General features: G+C 70.1%; 22 protein-coding genes. 15 read left to right on the top strand and 7 right to left on the bottom strand.

The window, feature by feature from the left end; genetic code table 11:
• On the top strand, nucleotides 1-436 hold a 436-nt coding region (locus VM889_04840), incomplete at its 5' end, for a hypothetical protein (protein ID HVL47862.1).
• 79 nt (nucleotides 437-515) lie between these two features.
• Nucleotides 516-938, top strand: coding sequence for a DCC1-like thiol-disulfide oxidoreductase family protein (locus VM889_04835; GenBank protein HVL47861.1), 423 nt, complete (start codon nucleotides 516-518; stop codon nucleotides 936-938).
• On the opposite strand, the gene VM889_04830 is transcribed toward VM889_04835, so the two are convergent.
• Together VM889_04830 and glpK are read right to left on the bottom strand one after the other, a co-directional pair.
• Nucleotides 939-1,316, bottom strand: coding sequence for a hypothetical protein (locus VM889_04830; GenBank protein ID HVL47860.1), 378 nt, complete (start codon nucleotides 1,314-1,316; stop codon nucleotides 939-941).
• A gap of 314 nt (nucleotides 1,317-1,630) precedes the next feature.
• A complete protein-coding gene (gene glpK, locus VM889_04825; protein ID HVL47859.1) occupies nucleotides 1,631-3,112 on the bottom strand; it encodes a glycerol kinase GlpK in 1,482 nt (493 codons plus the stop codon).
• Nucleotides 3,113-3,392: 280 nt separating this feature from the next.
• On the opposite strand from glpK, the gene VM889_04820 reads away from it, so the two are divergent.
• The 3 genes from VM889_04820 (at nucleotide 3,393) to VM889_04810 (ending at nucleotide 5,525) form a co-directional block, all read left to right on the top strand.
• Entirely contained in the window at nucleotides 3,393-4,565 is a 1,173-nt protein-coding gene (locus tag VM889_04820; GenBank protein ID HVL47858.1) for a hypothetical protein, read from the top strand.
• A 302-nt stretch (nucleotides 4,566-4,867) separates the two neighbouring features.
• The gene (locus VM889_04815; GenBank protein HVL47857.1) at nucleotides 4,868-5,113 is read left to right on the top strand and encodes a hypothetical protein; all 246 of its coding nucleotides are present in this window, start codon (nucleotides 4,868-4,870) and stop codon (nucleotides 5,111-5,113) included.
• A complete protein-coding gene (locus VM889_04810; protein ID HVL47856.1) occupies nucleotides 5,106-5,525 on the top strand; it encodes a type II toxin-antitoxin system VapC family toxin in 420 nt (139 codons plus the stop codon). The genes VM889_04815 and VM889_04810 overlap by 8 nt, the downstream gene beginning before the upstream one ends.
• Nucleotides 5,526-6,145: 620 nt before the next feature.
• Here the strand turns inward: VM889_04810 and VM889_04805 are convergent.
• Nucleotides 6,146-6,712, bottom strand: coding sequence for an LON peptidase substrate-binding domain-containing protein (locus VM889_04805; GenBank protein HVL47855.1), 567 nt, complete (start codon nucleotides 6,710-6,712; stop codon nucleotides 6,146-6,148).
• Nucleotides 6,713-7,150: 438 nt separating this feature from the next.
• Complete coding sequence (locus tag VM889_04800) at nucleotides 7,151-7,351, bottom strand: DUF1328 domain-containing protein (GenBank protein ID HVL47854.1); 201 nt, start codon at nucleotides 7,349-7,351, stop codon at nucleotides 7,151-7,153.
• 139 nt (nucleotides 7,352-7,490) lie between these two features.
• On the opposite strand from VM889_04800, the gene VM889_04795 reads away from it, so the two are divergent.
• From VM889_04795 to VM889_04770, 6 genes are all read left to right on the top strand, one after another.
• Entirely contained in the window at nucleotides 7,491-8,465 is a 975-nt protein-coding gene (locus VM889_04795) for a TFIIB-type zinc ribbon-containing protein (protein HVL47853.1), read from the top strand.
• A 157-nt stretch (nucleotides 8,466-8,622) separates the two neighbouring features.
• Complete coding sequence (locus VM889_04790; protein ID HVL47852.1) at nucleotides 8,623-9,354, top strand: winged helix-turn-helix domain-containing protein; 732 nt, start codon at nucleotides 8,623-8,625, stop codon at nucleotides 9,352-9,354.
• A gap of 24 nt (nucleotides 9,355-9,378) precedes the next feature.
• Nucleotides 9,379-11,694 carry a cation:proton antiporter gene (locus VM889_04785; GenBank protein ID HVL47851.1) on the top strand — a complete coding sequence of 772 codons (2,316 nt, stop codon included), beginning with the start codon at nucleotides 9,379-9,381 and terminating at the stop codon, nucleotides 11,692-11,694.
• 43 nt (nucleotides 11,695-11,737) lie between these two features.
• Nucleotides 11,738-12,046, top strand: coding sequence for a hypothetical protein (locus VM889_04780; protein HVL47850.1), 309 nt, complete (start codon nucleotides 11,738-11,740; stop codon nucleotides 12,044-12,046).
• 11 nt (nucleotides 12,047-12,057) lie between these two features.
• Nucleotides 12,058-12,885 carry an ATP-dependent sacrificial sulfur transferase LarE gene (gene larE, locus VM889_04775; GenBank protein ID HVL47849.1) on the top strand — a complete coding sequence of 276 codons (828 nt, stop codon included), beginning with the start codon at nucleotides 12,058-12,060 and terminating at the stop codon, nucleotides 12,883-12,885.
• Nucleotides 12,882-13,253, top strand: a complete 372-nt coding sequence (locus VM889_04770; GenBank protein HVL47848.1) for a hypothetical protein — start codon at nucleotides 12,882-12,884, stop codon at nucleotides 13,251-13,253. Before larE ends, VM889_04770 begins: the two co-directional genes overlap by 4 nt.
• Here the strand turns inward: VM889_04770 and VM889_04765 are convergent, their stop codons facing one another.
• The 3 genes from VM889_04765 to VM889_04755 all read right to left on the bottom strand — a co-directional run bounded on the left by VM889_04765 (nucleotide 13,254) and on the right by VM889_04755 (nucleotide 15,942).
• Complete coding sequence (locus VM889_04765; GenBank protein HVL47847.1) at nucleotides 13,254-14,099, bottom strand: fumarylacetoacetate hydrolase family protein; 846 nt, start codon at nucleotides 14,097-14,099, stop codon at nucleotides 13,254-13,256. It lies immediately after the preceding gene.
• Complete coding sequence (locus VM889_04760) at nucleotides 14,099-14,875, bottom strand: SDR family oxidoreductase (protein HVL47846.1); 777 nt, start codon at nucleotides 14,873-14,875, stop codon at nucleotides 14,099-14,101. The genes VM889_04765 and VM889_04760 overlap by 1 nt, the downstream gene beginning before the upstream one ends.
• A 68-nt stretch (nucleotides 14,876-14,943) precedes the next feature.
• On the bottom strand, nucleotides 14,944-15,942 hold the full coding sequence (locus VM889_04755) for a GTPase (GenBank protein ID HVL47845.1): 999 nt from the start codon (nucleotides 15,940-15,942) through the stop codon (nucleotides 14,944-14,946).
• A 93-nt stretch (nucleotides 15,943-16,035) separates the two neighbouring features.
• On the opposite strand from VM889_04755, the gene VM889_04750 reads away from it, so the two are divergent.
• From VM889_04750 to VM889_04735, 4 genes are all read left to right on the top strand, one after another.
• On the top strand, nucleotides 16,036-16,278 hold the full coding sequence (locus tag VM889_04750; protein ID HVL47844.1) for a hypothetical protein: 243 nt from the start codon (nucleotides 16,036-16,038) through the stop codon (nucleotides 16,276-16,278).
• 12 nt (nucleotides 16,279-16,290) lie between these two features.
• Nucleotides 16,291-16,953, top strand: coding sequence for a DUF120 domain-containing protein (locus VM889_04745; GenBank protein HVL47843.1), 663 nt, complete (start codon nucleotides 16,291-16,293; stop codon nucleotides 16,951-16,953).
• Nucleotides 16,954-17,158: 205 nt separating this feature from the next.
• Nucleotides 17,159-17,656 (top strand): ArsR family transcriptional regulator, encoded by a 498-nt coding sequence (locus VM889_04740; GenBank protein ID HVL47842.1) that lies wholly within the window; start codon nucleotides 17,159-17,161, stop codon nucleotides 17,654-17,656.
• A 4-nt stretch (nucleotides 17,657-17,660) separates the two neighbouring features.
• Nucleotides 17,661-18,870 (top strand): hypothetical protein (locus tag VM889_04735; protein ID HVL47841.1); only part of this gene is annotated, 1,210 nt, incomplete at its 3' end.

Here is an 18,870-nt window from a genome sequence, read left to right as displayed (position 1 = left end):
CGCCCCGCCGCCCGTTCCGACGCCGCCTGCGCCCGCGGCCCCGGCGACCGCGTCGCGCCCGCTCGTCGCCGGCTTCACGGGACCCACCGACGACCACGGGATGGTCGTCGAGCCCGTCATCCAGATCCAGGACGACGCGGACATCCTGAGCGACCGCCTGCGCAAGGCGGGCTACCAGGTCGTGCGGGACGTCGAGGCGAACGGCGAGGTCTTCGAGGCCGCGGCCCACAAGCCGGACGGCAGGCGCATCCTCGTGAAGCGCGTGCCCAAGCTCGACGAGACGCTCGCCGCGAGCCTTGCGCAGCTTTCGCGCGACCTGTCGGCCGACGTGTGCATGGTGCTTGCGGGCGCGGTTGCGCCCGGGACGCGCCTCGCGACGTTCGGCACGCCCGTCGTGGCGCTCGCGCCCGGCGAGGCGCGCGGCCTCGCGCTCTGAGCGGATCGCGACGTCGCCGGGCCACCCCCGCCGTCGGCGCGCATCAGCCTCAAGCCCCAGGAGCGCCCATCGCGGTCCGATGAGCGCGCCCACGGGCGGGTCGCGGGACGTCGTCCTCTTCGACGGGCTTTGCCCGCTGTGCCACGGCGCCGTCCGTTTCCTCGCGAAGCGGGACCGCGCAGGCCGCCTCGCGTTCGCGCCCCTTGCGGGCGCGACGGCCTCGCGGCTCCTGGCCGAGGCGCCGGACGAAGTGCGGAAGGCGGATTCCGTCGTGCTCGTCGAGCGCGACGGCCGCGTATCGGTTCGCTCGACGGCGCTCCTCCGCGCGGCCCGCGCCCTCGGGCCGGGCTGGCGCGCGCTTGCGGTCGTCGCCCGGATCATGCCCCGATTCATGCGCGACGCGCTCTACGACGCCGTCGCGCGGCGTCGCGCGCGCTGGTGGGGGAGATACGACGCGTGTCCCGCGCCGCCTCCCGTCTGGGCGGGGCGATTCCTCGAGTGATCAGCCCGCGCGTCGGGCGATCTCGGCGCGCACCGCTTCGAGGGCCTTGAGGAGCGACGACGGGTCCTTCGCCGCGTCGCCGAACTCGCCGCCCCAGCGCCGCAGGTCGTCCGTCGACACCTTGCGGACGCTGTTGTCCTTCGCCCACTCGGAGGCGAGGAGGCGCCCCGTCTCGGCGAGGGCGGCGCGGACGGCCCCCGCCTCGGCCGCGGGCACGCGCTTCAGGATGTCGCGTTCGCGGTCGTTCCATCCAGGGATGGGCGGGAAGCGCTTGCCTTCGTAGAACGTCTTGACCCACCCGAGGTGATCGGTCCAGGACTGCTTGGCGCGGTTCGCGGCGTCCGCTTCGTAACGGGTCTTGAAATACGACTCGTCCACGGCCTGGATCCAGGCGGCAAGGCTCCAAGAAGCCTTCGGGATCGGGAAAAATGCCGAGGCGGGCTCCCGTGGGACAACGGGAGGCAACGCACAGGCTCGGGGGTGGGAGCCCGCGCTCGGTGGGGTTGGCACTCTCTCCAGCAATGGCGGCCCGGCAAGGCCGTCCAGCGCGCCCGGGGGCGCGCCGGTCTCTATGCCTATCGACGCGGGGTCCGATCTTAAGGTTTGCTACACGTTAGCATGGCACACGGAACAAAGCCGTACGCAGACGGCCAATCGGAGAGCCTCAGGCCATAGGACCGTACAGGATCGGCTCAGAGGGGGTCGGCGCTCTCGTCCCAGGCGGCCGCGCGCGGGAGGGCGCGAGCCCATCGCGCGAGGGCGTCCGCGAGCTCGGGCCGCCCGCGCGGCGAGAACGCCGCGCCGCGCTTCCACCGCGCGGCGATCTCGGCCGTGTCCTTCCAGACACCCGAAGCGAGGCCCGCGAGGTACGCCGCGCCGAGCGCCGTGGTCTCCGACACGACGGGGCGCTCGACGGGGACGCCGAGCGTGTCGGCCTGGAATTGCATGAGCCACTTGTTCATCGAGCCGCCTCCGTCGACGCGCAGCCGCGGAAGCACGTGGCCGGACGCCTCCTGCATCGCATCGAGCACGTCCTTCACGCTGAACGCGGTGGATTCGAGGACGGCCCGCGCGAGATGCGCGCGCGTCGTGCCGCGCGTGAGCCCGAGGAACGCGCCGCGCGCGTGCGGATCCCAGTGCGGCGCGCCGAGGCCCGCAAGCGCGGGGACGAACGTGACGCCGCCGGTATCGCGCACGGCGCGCGCGAGCGCCTCCGACTCCGCGGGCGCGGCGACGAGGCCGACGTCGCGCAGCCATTGGACGGCCGCGCCGGTCGTGAAGATGGAGCCCTCGAGACAGTATTCGGTGCGCCCCGGCAGCGACCACGCGACGCTCGTCACGAGGCGGTCGCTCGCGACGGGCGCGGTGCCCGTGTTCATGAGGAGGAAGGCGCCCGTCCCGTACGTCGTCTTCGCCTCTCCCGGCGCGTAGCACGCCTGGCCGAAGAGGGCCGCCTGCTGGTCGCCCGCGACGCCGCGGATGGGGAGTCCCGCGCCGGGAAGGCCCGCCGCGACGAAGCCGAAGTCGCCCGACGACGGCCGGACCTCGGGAAGCGTGTCGAGCGGCACGCCGAACACCTCGCCGAGCTCCGCGTCCCACGCGAGGTTGTGGATGTCGAAAAGCTGCGTGCGGCACGCGTTCGTCGCATCCGTCGCGAACACCTCGCCGTTCGTGAGGAGATGGATGAGCCACGTGTCGATGGTGCCGAAGCGCAGCGTCCCGGCCTTGACGTGGCGTTCGAGCCGCGGCACGTGCTCGAGGAGCCAGCGCATCTTCGTCGCGCTGAAGTAGGCGTCGAGCACGAGCCCGGTGCGCTCGCGCACGAACGCCTCGTGACCCGCTTCGCGCACGGCCTCCACCATGGGCGCGGTGCGGCGGTCCTGCCACACGATCGCGGGCGCGAGCGGGCGGCCCGTCTTGCCATCCCAGGCGACGACGGTCTCGCGCTGGTTCGTGATGCCGAGCGCCGCGGGCTTCGGGCCGCCCTTGAGGGCCGCGCGCATCACGCGCTGCGCCGTCGCCCAGATGAGCTCCGGGTCGTGCTCGACCCAGCCCGGGCGAGGGTACCGCTGCTCGAAGTCGCGATCCGCGTGGGCGACCACGCGGCCGCGCTCGTCGAAAAGGAGCGACGCGACGCCGGTCGTGCCGGCATCGAGCGCGAGGACGTGGGGCATCGTCGCGGGAGCGGGGCCGCCCGCCTTATCGTCTTCGACTCGCGTCGCGGCCCGTCCCGCTCGGCGCAGGCGGCGGGCACAGCCGGCCCCAGCCCTCGCGCCTCGGCCCGCGGACGCGACCTGGAGCCATCCTCTATCCAAGGAAGTCCCATGTTTTCCCCGGGAAATTCGGCAAACGCCGTTGTCACCGTCGAGTCTGGCGATACGCTTATGGGGGCTGAGGAGGTAGCACGCCTCCCGGCCGACCCCTGGTCGCCCGGTCCTTCCAGGTGTCATCCCGATGGCGTCGATCAACAACCACATCACGGCGAGCCAGGGCCGCGTGGCCTCCACGAAGGACGTTGCGCCCGCGAAGTTCGAGGCCCTCGTCGCCAAGGCGACGTCGAAGCTCACGAAGGACACCACCTACGTCTGGGACGCCAACATCAACGGCGTCATCGTCCGCCTCATCACGAACAGCCGCCACCAGTACGACTTCTGGGTCAGCAACTGGTGGCCCGGCCCCAACAACGACGCCGTCCTCCCCCACGGCATCATCTGGTCCGTCTCCGGCGTCCCCGGCGAGGAGACCCACGCCTACTACTGCCCCGACCGCTTCCAGGCCGTCTTCGTGAACACGGAGTACTACGGCCAGTGCAAGAGCTGGGCCCTCGGCATCGCCGCCCACTTCCTCGAGCAGCGCTACAACGTGCACTCGATCCACGGCGCGTGCGCGGACGTCGACGGCAAGGGGGTCGTCGTCGTCGCGCCCACGGGCACGGGCAAGACCACGCAGGTCAACAAGCTCTTCCAGCACGCGCGCGGCCGCGTCGTCGGCGACGACTGGATCTACATCAAGCACCCGACGAACATCGACAACATCGCGAACCCGATCCTCGAGGTCACGCAGCCCGAGAAGTCGCTCTACGTGCGCACGGAGAACGCGAAGGAGGAGCCCTGGCTTCGATCGGTGTTCGACCGCTGCATGCTCGAGAACGTCATCACCGACGCGAAGGACTGCATGCACCCGCCCGGCGAGAAGTGCGCGATCAAGGACCTCGGCGACACGAAGTGCTACTGGGGCTTCGGCAACTCGCGCGCGATGCTCCCCCGCGAGTGGATGGCGGGCCCCGAGAAGGTCGGCGACAAGACGACGATGAAGCTCATGGTCCTCCTGCGCCGCGACAAGGAGTCGCCCGCGGAGGTCTCGCTCGACACGGACGAGGCGATCGCGATCCTCAAGGAAGGCAAGACGCTCATCCGGCCCGGCGCCGGCCCCAAGGAGAAGTGGGGCACGTACGGCTACGAGCCCTGGTACAACCCGTACCTCCTCGCGCCCGACCACGCGCGCCAAGAGAAGTTCTTCCGCGACGAGATGCGCGCGGCCCGCGTCGTGATCATCAACACGGGCGCGCCCGGCGAGTCGATCGAGCGGACGTACCAGCGCATCATCACGAACCTGGAGAAGGCCTAAGGCCGTGGCCTTACAGCGAGCACGCGTCGCACGGGCCTGCGGGCCCGTGCGACTCCGTGCCAGAGGAGAGGGCTATCCGCCCCCTCCTCTGGACTCTTCCCTGGACCAAGGGGGCTATCCGCCCCCTGGACCCCCGACCCCAACCCGCGTTCCTATCTTGATGCCGCTCGGGTTTCACGGCCTCCTTCCATGCGCGGGGGCGCGTGGCTCGGTTCTCTTCTCTCCTCCCCTGAATTCGTCCCAAAGATGATCCCCTTCGCTGGACGGCGGGGCAAGCGTTATGTCGTTTGTCATCATAATCAATGACAGAGAAGATGACAGAATCGAAGACGCGTCCCATCAGCCTGCGCGTCCGCGAGGATGTTCTCGCCGCGCTCGAGAAAGCCGGACTCTCCGCGACGGAGATCGCGCGCGCGGCGCTCGAAGCCGAGGCCACGCGGGCCCGTCGAAAGGCCGTCGTCCAGAGCATCCGCCAACGACGCGCGCGGTTCGAACTCGGGTTCGACGGCGCGGCCTTCATCCGGAAGGAACGCGACCGCCATGATTGACGTCGCGCTCGACGCGAGCGTGGGCATCCGAATCGTCGCCGACGACGAGGACGGGCACGACGCCGCGCTTGATGCCTACGATCGTCTCGTCACGAGCGGATTCAACCCCATCGCTTGCGACCTCTACGTGTACGAAGTCGGGAACGCCCTGTCGCGCAGCCGATCGAAAAGAGGGCGCGCGGAACGACTACTCGAAGCATGCGAACTGGTCGAAGTCCATGCGCTCGACCCCGATGGGCTGATGCGGGCCTTAGCCTGGACGGAGCGCGGGAAACTCACCTTCTACGACGCCGCGCACCTCGCGCTCGCCGAAAGCCGCGGAGCCCTCCTCTGGACAGAAGACCAGGAAATCCTGCGGCGCTCTCCCGAAGCCGCCGTCGACACCGAGGGCTTGCTGCTGCGGCTCGGTTGAAGACGAACGAACTCTGCCTGAGCGCGTCGGATGCAGATCATGTGGCAAAGGGGAGAGTTAAGATACGACAGTCTGGCGGGATTCCGGGACCCAGGGGCCGGGTTTCCCCGGTTCCCCTGGGGCCGGATGGCGATGATGCCTTCTTTGGGCACCCTCCACCGGTCATCACGGTCCCGTCCAGAGACTCCGACTTTCGTGCGTCCTACCCACGCAACCTTTCGCTCGTACTGAACGCCCTTGTGGTGGAACCGGATGGTGTCCCCCACAAGGATGTCGACTGGGGACATCAGCGATCAGCGTGAACGCTTGCGTCGGCTAACGCAGAGCGCGAATCCTCCTACACGACGGGTTGCCCACATCCGATCGCGCGCCATCAGGTCACTTCCTGCGCTGCCATCGAGACTCGACCACCGATGCATCTTGTTCTCAGGTGTTCGAACATACTCACTCCACCGAGCGATTCGATCCTACGAGCGGCTTTGGGCTCTCCAGTCTCGGTTCGCTTGCGACCTCTCCGGATCGCAAGGAAGCCCCCCAGGGGTCTCAGTCCCTTAACTGTTTCGCTCGTCTGTTACTTGTCCGAAGCTCGCGCGCACATCCTCAGCCTTCCGCTCCGTGCCTCACTCGTCCGGCGCAAGCTGCCGGAGGATCGCCTCCTCCAGCTCGAGCCGCTCCTCCGCGCTCTCCGATTCGAGGAGCCGCTGGCGCAGCGTCGCGGGGGCCTCGAGCGCCGCCGCGACCGCGTACGACGTCTCGATCGGACCCTCCGCGTCCTCCGCGACGGGTTCCGCGCCGATGCGGGCGAGCTCGCGCCGCACGCGCGATTCCGCCCGCTCGGCCGCGTCCATGTCCCCGAGCGGCTCGTCGAGCCATTCGACGTCCGCCTCCTGATAGAGGCGGTCGCTCACGACGCCGCGCACGCGGAAGCGGTGCTCGCCCGCCGTGAGCACGATGCGGCGGCCGTCCGGCAGCTTCTCGCTCGCCATGATGCGGCACGCGGTGCCGACCTCGACGGGCGGATGCTCGACCTCGCCTTCCGGCCGGGCGAGCGCGACGCCCACGGGGAGACCCTTCGTCTCGCAGTCCTCCAGCATGACGAGGTACCGCTCCTCGAACACGTGGAGCGGGAAGGCCTCGCCCGGGAAGACAACGGCGTCGAGCGGGAAGAGGGGGATGCGCTCGGTCACGGCTGTCCCCTGGGGCGGAGCGACCATGAAGGTTCGGGTCGGTCGATCGAGGGGGCTTGACGACGACGGGCCACGGTGGACGGTCCCTCTGTCCCGCGGCGCCGGAACACGGGGTCGGTCCCGCGTGGCCCACGATTCGCGGCAACCTCGGGAAGCCGCGGGGTCGGAGGGCCAGTGGCCGGGACCGGGTGCCGGGGTCCAGGGGGCGGCAGCCCCCGGGTCCGTGGGAGGGATCCAAGGGAGGGGCGGATAGCCCCCTCCCTTGGCACGAAGTGGCACGAGTCCGCAGGCTCGTGTCACGGAGTGACGCTGTCAGGGCCCCCGGCCCCACATGGGCGCGGCGAGAACCAAGGGGCGTACCGCTTCGCGGTTTCCTTGGAGTGGTGACTCGAGGTCCGGGGGCGTTCATCGTGGAGGCGGCCTCGGGCCGCCGGTTCGTCACAAGGCGTTGCCGATGAACGCCAGCACCGCGAGAACGATGAACACGATGATCAGGATCTTGGCGATGTCCATCGAGAACCCCGCGACGCCGCCTGCGCCCAGGATGTAGGCGACGAGGGCGAGCACGAGGAACAGGATCGCGAGGCTCAGGAGACCGCCCGGCAGGACTTGACCGAGCGCAATGGCGGGAAGGGCCATGCCCGGGTCCTCGCCAGGATGGATCCTTGACGTTTCTGGATCGTGGGTCGCACCGCCCCCCCGGAAAGGTCCATCGAACGACGCTACTGCTTATATAGAAAGACAGACCCATTTTATTCCGAGGCTTGACCGAACAGCCATGAACAGCGATGTCCAGCGCCTGGAGCCCGATACGCCGACCACGCCCGGAGCCGGCGGGCCGCCGAAGCCCGACCGCTGCCCCGAATGCGGATCCGTCCAATTCGAGTTGGACCCCCGCCGCGGCGAGACCGTCTGCTCGCGCTGCGGCCTCGTCCTCGAGGACAAGCACATCGATTTCGGTCCCGAGTGGCGGGCCTTCGGCGAAGAGGGATCCAAGAACCGGCAGCGCACCGGCGCCCCGCTCACGGAGTCGCTCCACGACTACGGGCTTTCGACCGTCGTCGGGCGCGGCCAGCGCGACGCGCACGGCAAGCGCATTCCCGCGAACCAGGATTACACGATCCGCCGTCTTCGCCGCCTGCAGAACCGCACGGTCCTGTCCGCGGGCGGGGGACGCAATCTCGCCGCCGCCATCACGGAGATCCAGCGGATCGCGACGGCCGCGAACATTCCGCGCGTGACGGCGCAGCGGGCGATCAACCTCTACCGGCAGGCGACGGAGCGGCACCTCATTCGGGGCCGCTCGATCGACGGCGTCTCCGCAGCCGCGGTCTATGCGGCGTGCCGCCTCGAAGGCATTCCGCGTTCGCCCGATCAGATCAGCGAAGCGAGCCACGTGGATCGCCGCACGCTGCTCCGCATCCACCGGATGCTCGTGCACGAGCTCGACCTCCGCTCGATGCCGGTCGGCCCCGCGGAGTACCTGCCGCGCTTCGCGAGCGCGCTCGAGCTCGACGCTCGGGTCGAGGCGCGCGCGAGAGAGCTCGTGAACGACGCCGAGGCGCACGGCCTCGCGTCGGGACGCAGCCCGCTTTCGCTCGCGGCCGCCGCCATCTATCTCGCCTCGCACGAGCAGGGCGACCCGCGCGTGCAGAAGCAGGTGAGCGAAGCGGCGGGCGTGTCCGAGGTGACGTTGCGCGCCCGCGCCAAGGAGTTCGTGAAGGTGTTGGGCGCGCGCGCCCCCGGCCAATAGGCGCGGGGCGCCACGCAAGCAAAGGCGCAGCGGCCGGATCCGGATGGCCCTGCCGCCCTTTCGTCTCCCTGCGCTGCGGCCGCTCCGCCCGCCGGTCGGAAAACATTCGTGCGGCACCAAACGTTCTTGCACGAACGAGAACGAAACCAACGTGCCGATGGCAGAGCATTTCGACATCTACCAGAGCGGCGCCGGATTCAGGGCGGTGACGAACGAAGTCCGGCGCCGCATCCTCGACCTCCTCGTGGAGCGCGAGCGTCAATTGCCCGAGCTCGTCGAGCTCACGGGCAAGGCGAAGCCCACGCTCTCGAGCGTTCACATGCGCGCGCTCATCGAGGATGGTCTCGTGGAGGAGGTGCCGCATCCGCACGACGCGCGGAAGAAGATCTACAGGATCGCGGCCCGCAAGATCGGTTCATGGAACGGGCCCGACGCCGAGCCTCCGCGCCGGCTCCGGGAACTTTCGCGCGGGACGAGCGGCCTGCGGGTGGGTCGAGCCCTCGCGGCGATGACGGTCCCGGAGGCGGAGGGCGCGACGACCCTCGTGCACGCCCAGGCTCGGGCGCTCGGCGAGGAGACGGCCGACACGCTCGCGAGCGGAACGCTGAGGGACGTCCTCGCGGCCGTGGCGAGCTTCTGGGAGCGCGAGCATCTTGCCATCGTTCCCAAGATCGACCTCGACGGTCCGCTGATCGAGATCGCCCTCGACGAGGGTTTCGCGCGCGAGCGCGACGAGCCGCTCGTCGCGAAGGCGCTCGCCGGATTTCTCGAAGGCGTGCTTTCGGCGAAGGGCGTCTACGAGGGCCACGCGGAGCCGACGGCGGCCGCCGGCGATCGCCGCTACGAGCTCCGCCTCGCCCCCGCTTCGGCGCCCGACCGGTCCTCTTAAGGGTCGGGAGACGTTAGCGCGGTCGTGGCCCTGAGCGCCGAGACCGCCCTCGTGAGCGACCTCGCCGTCGTCATGATCACGGCCGGCGTCACGACGGTCCTGTTCCACCGGCTCAAGATGCCCACGATCCTCGGATATCTCCTCGCGGGGCTTCTCGTGGGCCCGAACCTTTTCGGGGCGACGCTCATCCAGGACGCGGCGAGCATCCGGACGCTCGCCACCCTCGGCGTCGTGTTCCTGCTGTTCAGCGTCGGCCTCGATTTCAGCTTGAGGAGGCTCGCGTCGATCGGGCCGTTCCCGCTCGTCGCCGGATCGTTGCAGATCCTCGCGATCCTCGTCGCGGGGTATCTGGTCGGTCTCGCGCTCGGGTGGTCCGCGGCCGAGTCGATCCTTCTCGGCGCCGTTCTCTCGATCAGCAGCACGACCATCGTGGTGAAGATCCTCGCGGACTCCGGGCAGCTCCACAGCGATCGCGCGGCCGTCATCTTCGGCATCCTGCTCGTCGAGGACGTCGCCGCCATCATCTTCCTGGCGCTCCTGTCGGGCTACGGCGCGACCGGCGCCGTGAGCCTCGACGTCTTCATGACCACGCTTGCGGTCGCCATCTTCTTCATCGCGGCGGTGCTCGCGATCGGGCTCGTCGTGATCCCGCGCGTCGTGGACTACGTCGCCACGCTCGCCTCAAACGAGGTGCTCGTCGTCTCCGTCCTCGGGTTCCTCCTCGGCGTGAGCATCCTCGCGGAAACGCTCGGGCTCTCCGCGGCCCTCGGCGCCTTCCTCGCCGGCGCGGTCGTCTCCGAGGCCCGGAGCGCGCCGCGCGTCTCCGATCGCATCCTCAGCGTCAAGGACATGTTCACCGCCGTCTTCTTCACGACGATGGGCATGCTCGTGGACCCGAGCTTCCTCCTCGGCGCGGCGCCGCTCGTGTTCGTCGTCATCCTGCTCGCCCTGCTCGGCAAGCTCGTCGCCGGCTCGCTCTCCGCGGTCGCCGCCGGCTATCCGCCGCGGCTCGCCTTCCACACGGGTCTCGGGCTCGCGGTCATCGGCGAATTCTCCTTCGTCATCGCCGACCTCGGCGACCGCCTCGGGCTTGCGCGCCCCGAGCTCTTCCCGACCGTGGTCGCGGCTTCGGCGGCGACCGTGCTGCTCGCCCCCGTGCTCATGCGCGCGGAACCGATCATCGAGACGTGGGTGGCGCGCCGGCTCCCGCCGCGTTTCGTCTCCTATCTCCACCTCTATTCCGCGTGGATCCGTCGCATCGGCACGATCCGGGGTCGCTCTCCCGTGATCGGATCCGCGCGCGGCCATCTCGTGCAGGCCCTCCTCCACGCCGCGGCGCTCCTCGCGATCGTGTTCGCGGCGCGATTCCTCGGCTCGCTCGCGCGGATCCGCGCCGAGGATCTCGGGCTTCGCCCCTCGTTCGCCGAAGTGGCCGTGTGGATCCTCCTCGGCCTCGCGGCCGTGCCCTTCGCGCTCGCGTTCGCCCGCCGCGTGGACCGGCTGCTCCACGACCTTGCGATTTCGACGCTTCCCCCGACCGCCGAGCCCGCGACGCCGTCGCGCGCGGTCATCAACACGATGCGGCTCATCGCCTTCTTCGTGTTCGCGGCGATGACGGTCCTCATCCTCGGGCCCGTCCTCCCGCCGCTCCCGCTTCTCATCGTGCTCGTGGTCGTCCTCGGCCTCGTTCTCTTCCTCCTCCGCGAAACCATCGTGCAGATGAACGAGCGGATCGAGAAGACCCTCGAGCAGGCGCTGCAGGGCGTTCCGCCCGAGGAGGTCCAGGAGATCCGCGGCCTCATCGAGACGACCTATCCGTGGGGCGTGAGCGCGGGATCGGCGACGGTCCCCGCGGGCGGCGAAGCCTCGGGGCGGACCATCCGGGACCTCAATCTCCGCCGGCGCACCGGAGCCACGATCGTCGCGCTCGATCGCGGCGCGGACCGCATCGTGAATCCCCCGCCGAACGTCGTCCTCCAACCCGGCGACCGGGTCACGGTCGTCGGCGAGGAGGATCAGGTGAACAGCGCGCGCGACGTCCTCCGGCAGGCGCCGACGGGCGCGACCGCGCCCTCGGGCGAGGCGCGATGGGTCGAGGTGGCCTTGCCCACGACGACGCCGCTTGCCGGCCGGATGCTCGCCTCGATGCGTCTCCGGGAGCGGACCGGGGCCACGATCGTCGGTCTCTCGCGTTCGGGCGCGCGCCTCCCGAATCCTCCTCCGGAGACGCGTCTCGAGGTCGGGGACGTGCTCCTTCTCATGGGGTCGCCCGAGCAGGTCGCCCACGCGCGCGCCGTCCTCCTCGCGTCGGAGCTCGACGAGGACGAGCTTCCGTCGTGAAGGCTGGACAACGGCCAAGCCGCTTTGCCCGACCGTGGAGCCCATGGCTCCCACCCACGCGCTCGACGCCTACCGACGCCCGCTCGCCTTCGAGATCGCGCCGCTCGGCCGCGTGCGTTCGGGCGTGATCGCGCGATTCCCGGGCCGCGGCGCTTGGCCCGCTCTCGCGGCGGGCGACCGCGTCGCGATCGCGATCTGGACCCCGGCCCCGAACGCGGTCTCGTCCTTCGACGTCGCGTTCGCGGTCGTGGTCGCCGCCGTCGCGGGTTCGCGCCTCGTCGTCGCCCCGGCCCCCCCGGACGACGCCTACGTGCTCGCTCTGGCTTCGCTCGCGCGGGGGATGGATTCTTAAGGCCGCGCGGCATGGAGCGCGCCATGGAGGCGCCCGAGGCGCTCGAACGGCTCCGCGCGGCCTTCCGCGACCAGGGGAGCGTGCTCGTCGCGTTCTCGGGCGGCGTCGACAGCGCCGTGCTCGCGAAGATCGGCGCCGAGACGCTCGGGTCGCGCTCGCTCGCCGTCATCGTCGACTCCGAATCCTATGCCGCCTCCGAGCGCGACGCGGCGGTCGCCTTCGCGCGCGATCTTGCGATACCGTTCGAGGTCGTCCACCACTCCGAGCTCGCGGACGCGCGCTATGCCGAGAATCCGACGAACCGCTGCTACTTCTGCCGACAGGGCCTCGCGGACGTCACGCTCGCCATCGCGGCGAAACGGGGCTTCGCGGCGGTCGCCGTCGGCACGAACGCGAGCGACCTCGGCGACTGGCGTCCCGGCCTCGCGGCGATCCGCGAGCGCGGACTCTGGGAGCCGTTCATGGAGCTTGGGCTGACCAAGGAGGGGGTCCGCGCCGTCGCGCGGCTCCTCGGACTTCCGGTCGCGGAGAAGCCCAGCATGGCCTGCCTTTCGAGCCGCATCCCCTACGGCGAGGCCATCACGTTCGGGAAGCTGCGCCGCATCGAGGCCGCGGAGGCCTGGATCCGGGCGCGAGGGTTCCGCCAGGTGCGCGTGCGAAGCCTCGGGGACGTGGCGCGCGTCGAGGTTCTTCCGGACGAGGTCCCCCGGCTCGCCGCCCTCGAAGCGGAGCTTGCGGCCGCCCTTCGCGGGCTCGGGTACGCAAGCGTCGCGATCGATCCGAAAGGCTACCGCACGGGGGCGCTCAACGAAGGCCTCGTCCTCGGCGGGCGCGCATGAAACGTCGCGCCGAGCGACCGCTCGGGATCACGATCCTCGCGGTCGTGTTCGGCGTTCTCAGCATCCCGTTCTTTTTGGGGGCTATCCAGTCGGGCGCCGCCTTGGCCGCCCTCGGCCCCGTCGGCCTCTTCCTCGCGATGCTGCAGCTTCTCGTTCCGGAAGGCTTCGTCATCGCCGCGTTCGGCCTCTGGAGGATGCGGCGTTGGGGGTGGCTCGTCGCCATCGCCACGCTCGTCATCCTCGCCTTCCTCTACTTCGAGGCGCTGATCGAAGGCGGCATCTCGGCGCGCACCGTGGGACGGCTCTCGGTCCCGATCGCGCTCATCGCCTACCTCGCGCACCCGAGGATGCGCGTGCGGTTCTCGTGATCACGCGACGGTGGTCGCGAGGTCCGGCAGGCCATCGATGCGGGCTTCGAGCGTGTCGCCCGGATTGAGGACGCCCGCGCCGGGCGTGCCCGTGAGAAGGAGGTCGCCGGCCTGCCACGGGAAGACGGCCGCGTGCCAGGCCACGAGCGCGTACGGATCCATCGCCATCGAGGAGACCGGCGCCTCGCGCACCGTCTTGCCGTTCACGACCGTGGCGATGGTGGTCGCGGGCTTGGGCTCCCACTCGTCCTTCGTGACGAGGAACGGACCAAACGCGCAGGAATCCGGGTAGCTCTTCGCGCGCACGAGGTATCGGGGATTCTTGCGGACGAGATCCTCCGCGGTGAGGTCGAGGGCGGGCGCGAAGCCGAGCACCGCGTCGCGCGCTTCTTCCCGCGTCACGTCGCCCGAGAGCGGGGCGCCGAGGACGACGCCGATCTCGGCTTCGCCGGTGAAACGGCCGATGCCGCGCGGAAGCCTGAGCGGCGTGGAGGGGTCCGCGAGCGCGGTCGCGGGCCGCATGTAGGAGGCGGGCTCGTCCGGCGCGGGGGCCTCGAGGTCGGTCGCGTGCTCGCGGAAATTGAGGCCGATGCCCCAGATCTTCGGGGGGTCACGGAAAGGCGCGGCGAACTTCAGGCGGTCGGGCTTCCATCCGCCGGTCGTCGGCTTGAACTTCGCGAGCGCGCCGCGGAGCGTCTCGACCTGGCGGCGCTTGACGAGCGACGAGAGATCGGGTCCGAGGTCGCTTTCCGTCGCCTCCGCGACGTCCTCGAGCGAGTAGACGCGGTCGCCCACGAGGACGCCGCCCACGACGGATTCGTATTCGTAGAAGCTGCACAGTCGCATCAGAGGACCCCTTTCACGATACCGCCATCGACCTGGATCGAGACGCCCGTCACGTAGCTCGCGCGCGGCGAAGCGAGGAAAGCGACGACGTCGCCCAGCTCGGCGGCTTCGCCCATCCGGCCGAGCGGGATCTCCCGGCCGCGCGCGGCCGCCCATTCGTTGAACGAAACGCCCGCGGCTTCCGCACGCGCCTGCGAGCGCGCCGTGGCCATCGAGCCGGGAAGAACGACGTTGAAGCGCACGCCGTCGCGGGCATGCTCGAGCGAGAGCGTCTTCGCGAGCCCCCCGACGCTCGCGCGCAGCGCGTTCGAGAGCGTGAGGTTGTCGATCGGCTGCTTGACGCTCGTGGAGGCGATCGCGACGACCGCGCCTCGCGAGCGCGCGAGGTGGGGAAGCGCCGCGCGCACCGCGCGGACCTGGCTCATCACGACGAGGTCGAACGCGCGCTGCCAGTCCTCGTCCTTGAAATCGACGAAGCGCCCCGCGGGCGGACCCCCGGAATTCGTGACGAGGACGTCGAGCCCGCCGAAGCGCGAGGCGGCCGTTTCGACGAAACGCGCGACATCGTCGGCGCGGCTCACGTCGGCGACGATGGGAAGGACCTCGGAGCCGGTCTCGTCCGCGATGGCGCGGGCCGCCGCCTCGAGCTTGTCTCGGCGCCGCGCGCAGAGGGCGACGCGGGCGCCTTCGCGGGCGAGGGCGAGCGCGGCGGCTCGCCCGAGGCCTTCGCTTGCGGCCATGACGGCCGCGGACCTGCCCGCGAGACCCAGATCCATGCTCCTCGGCGGAGCATGCGCAGGGGGACGAAAAAGGTGCCGGGAACCCGGATCGGCGGACGGGCGATTCACCGGCGCGAGGGAAGGCTCGCCTTCTTCGAGGCCACCTTGATCGCGGCGGCCATGAGCTCGTCCAGCCCCTCGCCCGTCTCGGTCGAGGTCCGGTGCCGGTCCTTGGCCTTCGTGTATTTGCCCTCGCCCACGTCGACCTTGTTCTCGGCGACGATGATCGTGGCCTCCGGGAACATCCCGGAAACCTCCTTGAGCAGGCGCTCCTGCTCCTCGATGGTGTAGCCGCAGCGCTCGCTCGGGTCGAGCATGAAGACGATGACGTCCGAGAGGTGCTTCAGCGCGAGCACCGCCTGCCGTTCGATCGCGTTGCGCTCCTCCATCTTTCGGTCGAGGATGCCGGGCGTGTCGACGATCTGGTAACGGATGCGCCGCTTCTCGAAGTGGCCGATCGTGATGCCTTTCGTCGTGAACGGGTACGGCGCGACCTCGGGCTCGCCGGAGGAGACCTTGCGCACGAGCGAAGATTTGCCCACGTTCGGGTAACCCGCGACGACGATCGTCGGCACCTCGGGATCGATCGTCGGCAGACGCTTCAGCTCGTCGCGCGCGCCGTTGAGCCAGCGCAGGTCGCTGTCGACCTGCTTCACGACGGACGAGATGCGGCCGTATACGGCCTTCTTCGCGTTGAGCACCGTGTCCTCGCGGCGGGCGGCCTTGATCTTCGCGACCGCCTCGTCGCCGAGCTTCACGGTCTGCTTGCGCGCCCACCCGAGCGCGCCGAGGGACTTCCGCGTCTTGTCGAGGTCGATGAGGACCCCCGCAAGCTCGCCGTAGAACGGCGAAAGCTCGTCGAAGTTCGGATACTTCCTGACGTAGCGGTCGAGGGTCGCGTCGACGAGGTTCTGCACCGTGCGGACGCGCGCCGATTCGGTGGCCTTGAAGCGTTCCATCGGGTCGCGCGCCATGATGGTCACGCGGGCCGCGCGGCGGAACGCGCGGTCGAGGATCTCGTCCGCGTCCATGATGGTGGGGATCCGCCGGAAGTCCAGGTCCACGCGCGGGCTACGCGGCATCCGCCTTAAGACCTTTCGGGGCGAACCCGCGGGCTTTCAGGAACGTCTATGGCCCCGGGGCGCGGTGTCGCGGCCATGAACGAGGGGTTCGTCGTCTCCGACAAGAACCGCCGCGCCGTGTTCGTCGAGCTCGTCGCGGGCGAGACGGACATCGACCGCATCGTCAAGAAGCACCGGCTCATCCGCCGCGCGGCGGAACGCGCGCTCGAAGACCTCCGCGGCGAGGGCATCGTCGCGAAGAACGGCGCCGCGCTGAAGCTCACGGCCGAAGGCGAGAAGCTCGCCGTGGATCTTAAGAGGAAAGACCTGCTTGAGTGAGCCGTCGTCCTGATGGTCGATCCCGAGGACAAGGAGATTCTACGCCAGCTCGCGAAGCTCGGCGCGCTCTCCGACTACATCTACACGTCGAGCGGCGAGATCGGTCGCCGCATCGGGGTCAGCCAGCAGACGGCCTCGCGCCGCATCCTCGACCTCGTGGATCGCGGCTTCCTCACGCGGCGCATGACGCCGCGCAAGCAGTTCATCCGACTCGCCGCCCCGGGCGTCGAGGTCCTGCGCAAGGACCTTGTGGAACTCAAGGCGCTCTTCGCGACCGCCGAGCACATGACGATCCGCGGCCGCGTCGTCGCGGGCCTCGGCGAAGGGCAGTACTACATCAGCCGCCCGGGCTACATGAAGGCGTTCAACGAGATCCTCGGGTTCGAGCCCTTCCCCGGCACGCTCAACGTCGAGGTCGAACCGCTCGACCGCGAGAAGGTGGCGGAGCTCAAGGAGCGCGAGGGTCGCCTCATCAAGGAGTTCGTCTCCGAAGGCCGCACCTTCGGCGCCGTGAAGTGCTTCCGCGCGGACCTCGGCGGCGTCGAGTGCGCGGCCATCTTCCCGCTGCGCAGCCACCACACGAACGTGCTCGAGATGATCTCGCCCGTGCAGCTCCGCAAGAAGCTCGACCTTGCCGATGGGGCCGACGTCAGCGTGCGCATCCTGCTCGATTGAACCTCGAACGGCGGGACCGTCCGCTCCTCCGGCTCCCCGGACGAGCCGGGGTCGCCGCCGTCTGACCGGATCGATGCGGTCGCGTCGCTCTCGACGCGTCCGCCCTTGACCCATTCGTCCGACGCCCGCCGTGACAGACGTGCGCAGGCCTGCGACAGACAGCGAATCTTTATTTTCCAAGACCCGCCTCTATTATTATGGTTCTATGCGCAGGATCAAGGTCGTCTCGGAGCCCACCGACATGGTCCCGATCCTGCGGGCCTTCGACTCGGACGTGAAACGGGACGTCTTCAAACGTCTCATCGACAACTGGTGCACGACGAAGGCCATCGAGAAGGACTTCGGCCCGGAAGGGGTCGAGGCGCTCCGTTTCTTCGAGAAGACCAAGCTCGTCGAGACCCGCTGGGAGGCGCTGCCGGGCGGCGGGACCGACAAGGCATTCCACTCCTACTATACCTCCTTCCACATCAACACGCAGTGCCCCGTGCAGGACGTCGCCGAGATCCTGTCCGTCGCCGCCATGCCGCAGGACAAGTTCCAGCACATCGAAAGCGAGATCGAGGCCCTCATCGGACGCGAGGAGACGTATTCGGCGCGCGCCATCACCGAGAAGCTCGGAATCCCCCTCATCCGCCTGAGGAGCGTCCTCAAGCGCTCGACCAAGTTCGAGCTTCGCGGACACCTCGTCACGCGCATGGGCTGACGCCATGCGCGCCGGGTGGCCGCGTGCGGCGGTCCTCCTCGTCCTCCTTCTTCCGAACGCCTTCGCCCAGGGAGGCGTCCTCTTCGCGCTCGATCCCGAGACGCCGGTCGCCGGCGTTCCCGCCGTGCTCGAGGTCGCGTTTCCGGGCCCCGGCGCGTCGCGAGAGGTGCGCCTCGTCGAGTCGCCTTCCGACACCGCGCTCACGGAGGGCTCGGCCGACCTTCACGTGCACCACCCGACGAAGGGCCGCGGGCTCCTCCACGGGCGCGTGCCCGGCGCGACGCAGGTGGTGAACGTGACGGGCGCGCTCCCCGACGGCGCCCGGTTCATCGCGGGCGAGCCGTCGGCCGTCGACGCGGCGGGCTCCTTCTCCGTGCCGGTCGTCTTTCCGTTCGCGGGAGCCTGGAACGTCACCGTCGAGACGGACGCCGGCCGCCGCGAGGCGACCATCCGCGTGCCCGAGGGGCCCGGCCTCGTCGCGACCGCGCGCGGCTCTGACGGCGCGACGCTCCTTGCCGTGCGTGAGGCGCCCGCGCGTTTCCACGTCGGGGAGGAGACGCTCGAGGTCATCGTTGTCGCCACGCGCGACTTCCGGGCCTACGAGCCGCTCGACGGCGCGACGGCCGTCGCGAGCGCGTTCGACGCGGCGACCGGCCGGCGCGTCCCGGACACGCCGCTTGCGCCCGCGCCGGGCGGCCGACACGCGGGGCGTTTCGAGATTCCCGCCGCGGGCACTTGGGAGGTCCGCGTGAACGTGACCCATCCCGACCATCCGACGACGCGCATCCTGTCGGCCGGGCCCGTCTCGCGGCTCCCCGTCGAGGCCGCCTTCGCGCCCGTCGACGGCCGCGTGTGGCGGGCGACGGCCGTGCTCGCGACCGGTTCCTTCGCCGTCCTGGCGCACGGGACCGGCGAGGACGCCGCCTGGCGCTTCGACGTGGCGCCCGCCCCGCGTCCGTACGTTTCGCTCCACGGCGCGGCGCGGCCCGACCCCGGCGCAGCGTTCGACCTTGCGCTCGTCGTCGCCCGGCCGGACGGCGAGCCGCTCGCGGGCGCGCGGGACGTTGAAGCCGTCGTTCGCGACGCGCACGGAGTGGAGGTCGCGCGGGCGACCCTCATGCCGGATGGCGCAGCCTACCTCTGGCGCGGCCTCGCGCTGCCCGAGAAGGGCGCCTACGCAATCCACGTCGCTGCGCCCTCGCTCGGTCTCGCGC

The organism is Candidatus Thermoplasmatota archaeon, from assembly GCA_035540375.1.
Taxonomy (GTDB): domain Archaea; phylum Thermoplasmatota; class SW-10-69-26; order JACQPN01; family JAJPHT01; genus DATLGO01.
This window is presented reverse-complemented; position numbering and strand designations above follow the sequence as displayed.

Excerpts from the sequence above, each read along its gene's own strand:
- VM889_04835 (HVL47861.1), top strand. The coding sequence starts at position 516 with ATGAGCGCGCCCACGGGCGGGTCGCGGGACGTCGTCCTCTTCGACGGG.
- glpK (HVL47859.1), bottom strand. The coding sequence starts at position 3,112 with ATGCCCCACGTCCTCGCGCTCGATGCCGGCACGACCGGCGTCGCGTCG.
- VM889_04820 (HVL47858.1), top strand. The coding sequence starts at position 3,393 with ATGGCGTCGATCAACAACCACATCACGGCGAGCCAGGGCCGCGTGGCC.
- VM889_04815 (HVL47857.1), top strand. The coding sequence starts at position 4,868 with ATGACAGAGAAGATGACAGAATCGAAGACGCGTCCCATCAGCCTGCGC.
- VM889_04810 (HVL47856.1), top strand. The coding sequence starts at position 5,106 with ATGATTGACGTCGCGCTCGACGCGAGCGTGGGCATCCGAATCGTCGCC.
- VM889_04800 (HVL47854.1), bottom strand. The coding sequence starts at position 7,351 with ATGGCCCTTCCCGCCATTGCGCTCGGTCAAGTCCTGCCGGGCGGTCTC.
- VM889_04795 (HVL47853.1), top strand. The coding sequence starts at position 7,491 with ATGAACAGCGATGTCCAGCGCCTGGAGCCCGATACGCCGACCACGCCC.
- VM889_04790 (HVL47852.1), top strand. The coding sequence starts at position 8,623 with ATGGCAGAGCATTTCGACATCTACCAGAGCGGCGCCGGATTCAGGGCG.
- VM889_04780 (HVL47850.1), top strand. The coding sequence starts at position 11,738 with ATGGCTCCCACCCACGCGCTCGACGCCTACCGACGCCCGCTCGCCTTC.
- larE (HVL47849.1), top strand. The coding sequence starts at position 12,058 with ATGGAGCGCGCCATGGAGGCGCCCGAGGCGCTCGAACGGCTCCGCGCG.
- VM889_04770 (HVL47848.1), top strand. The coding sequence starts at position 12,882 with ATGAAACGTCGCGCCGAGCGACCGCTCGGGATCACGATCCTCGCGGTC.
- VM889_04765 (HVL47847.1), bottom strand. The coding sequence starts at position 14,099 with ATGCGACTGTGCAGCTTCTACGAATACGAATCCGTCGTGGGCGGCGTC.
- VM889_04760 (HVL47846.1), bottom strand. The coding sequence starts at position 14,875 with ATGGATCTGGGTCTCGCGGGCAGGTCCGCGGCCGTCATGGCCGCAAGC.
- VM889_04750 (HVL47844.1), top strand. The coding sequence starts at position 16,036 with ATGAACGAGGGGTTCGTCGTCTCCGACAAGAACCGCCGCGCCGTGTTC.
- VM889_04745 (HVL47843.1), top strand. The coding sequence starts at position 16,291 with ATGGTCGATCCCGAGGACAAGGAGATTCTACGCCAGCTCGCGAAGCTC.
- VM889_04740 (HVL47842.1), top strand. The coding sequence starts at position 17,159 with ATGCGCAGGATCAAGGTCGTCTCGGAGCCCACCGACATGGTCCCGATC.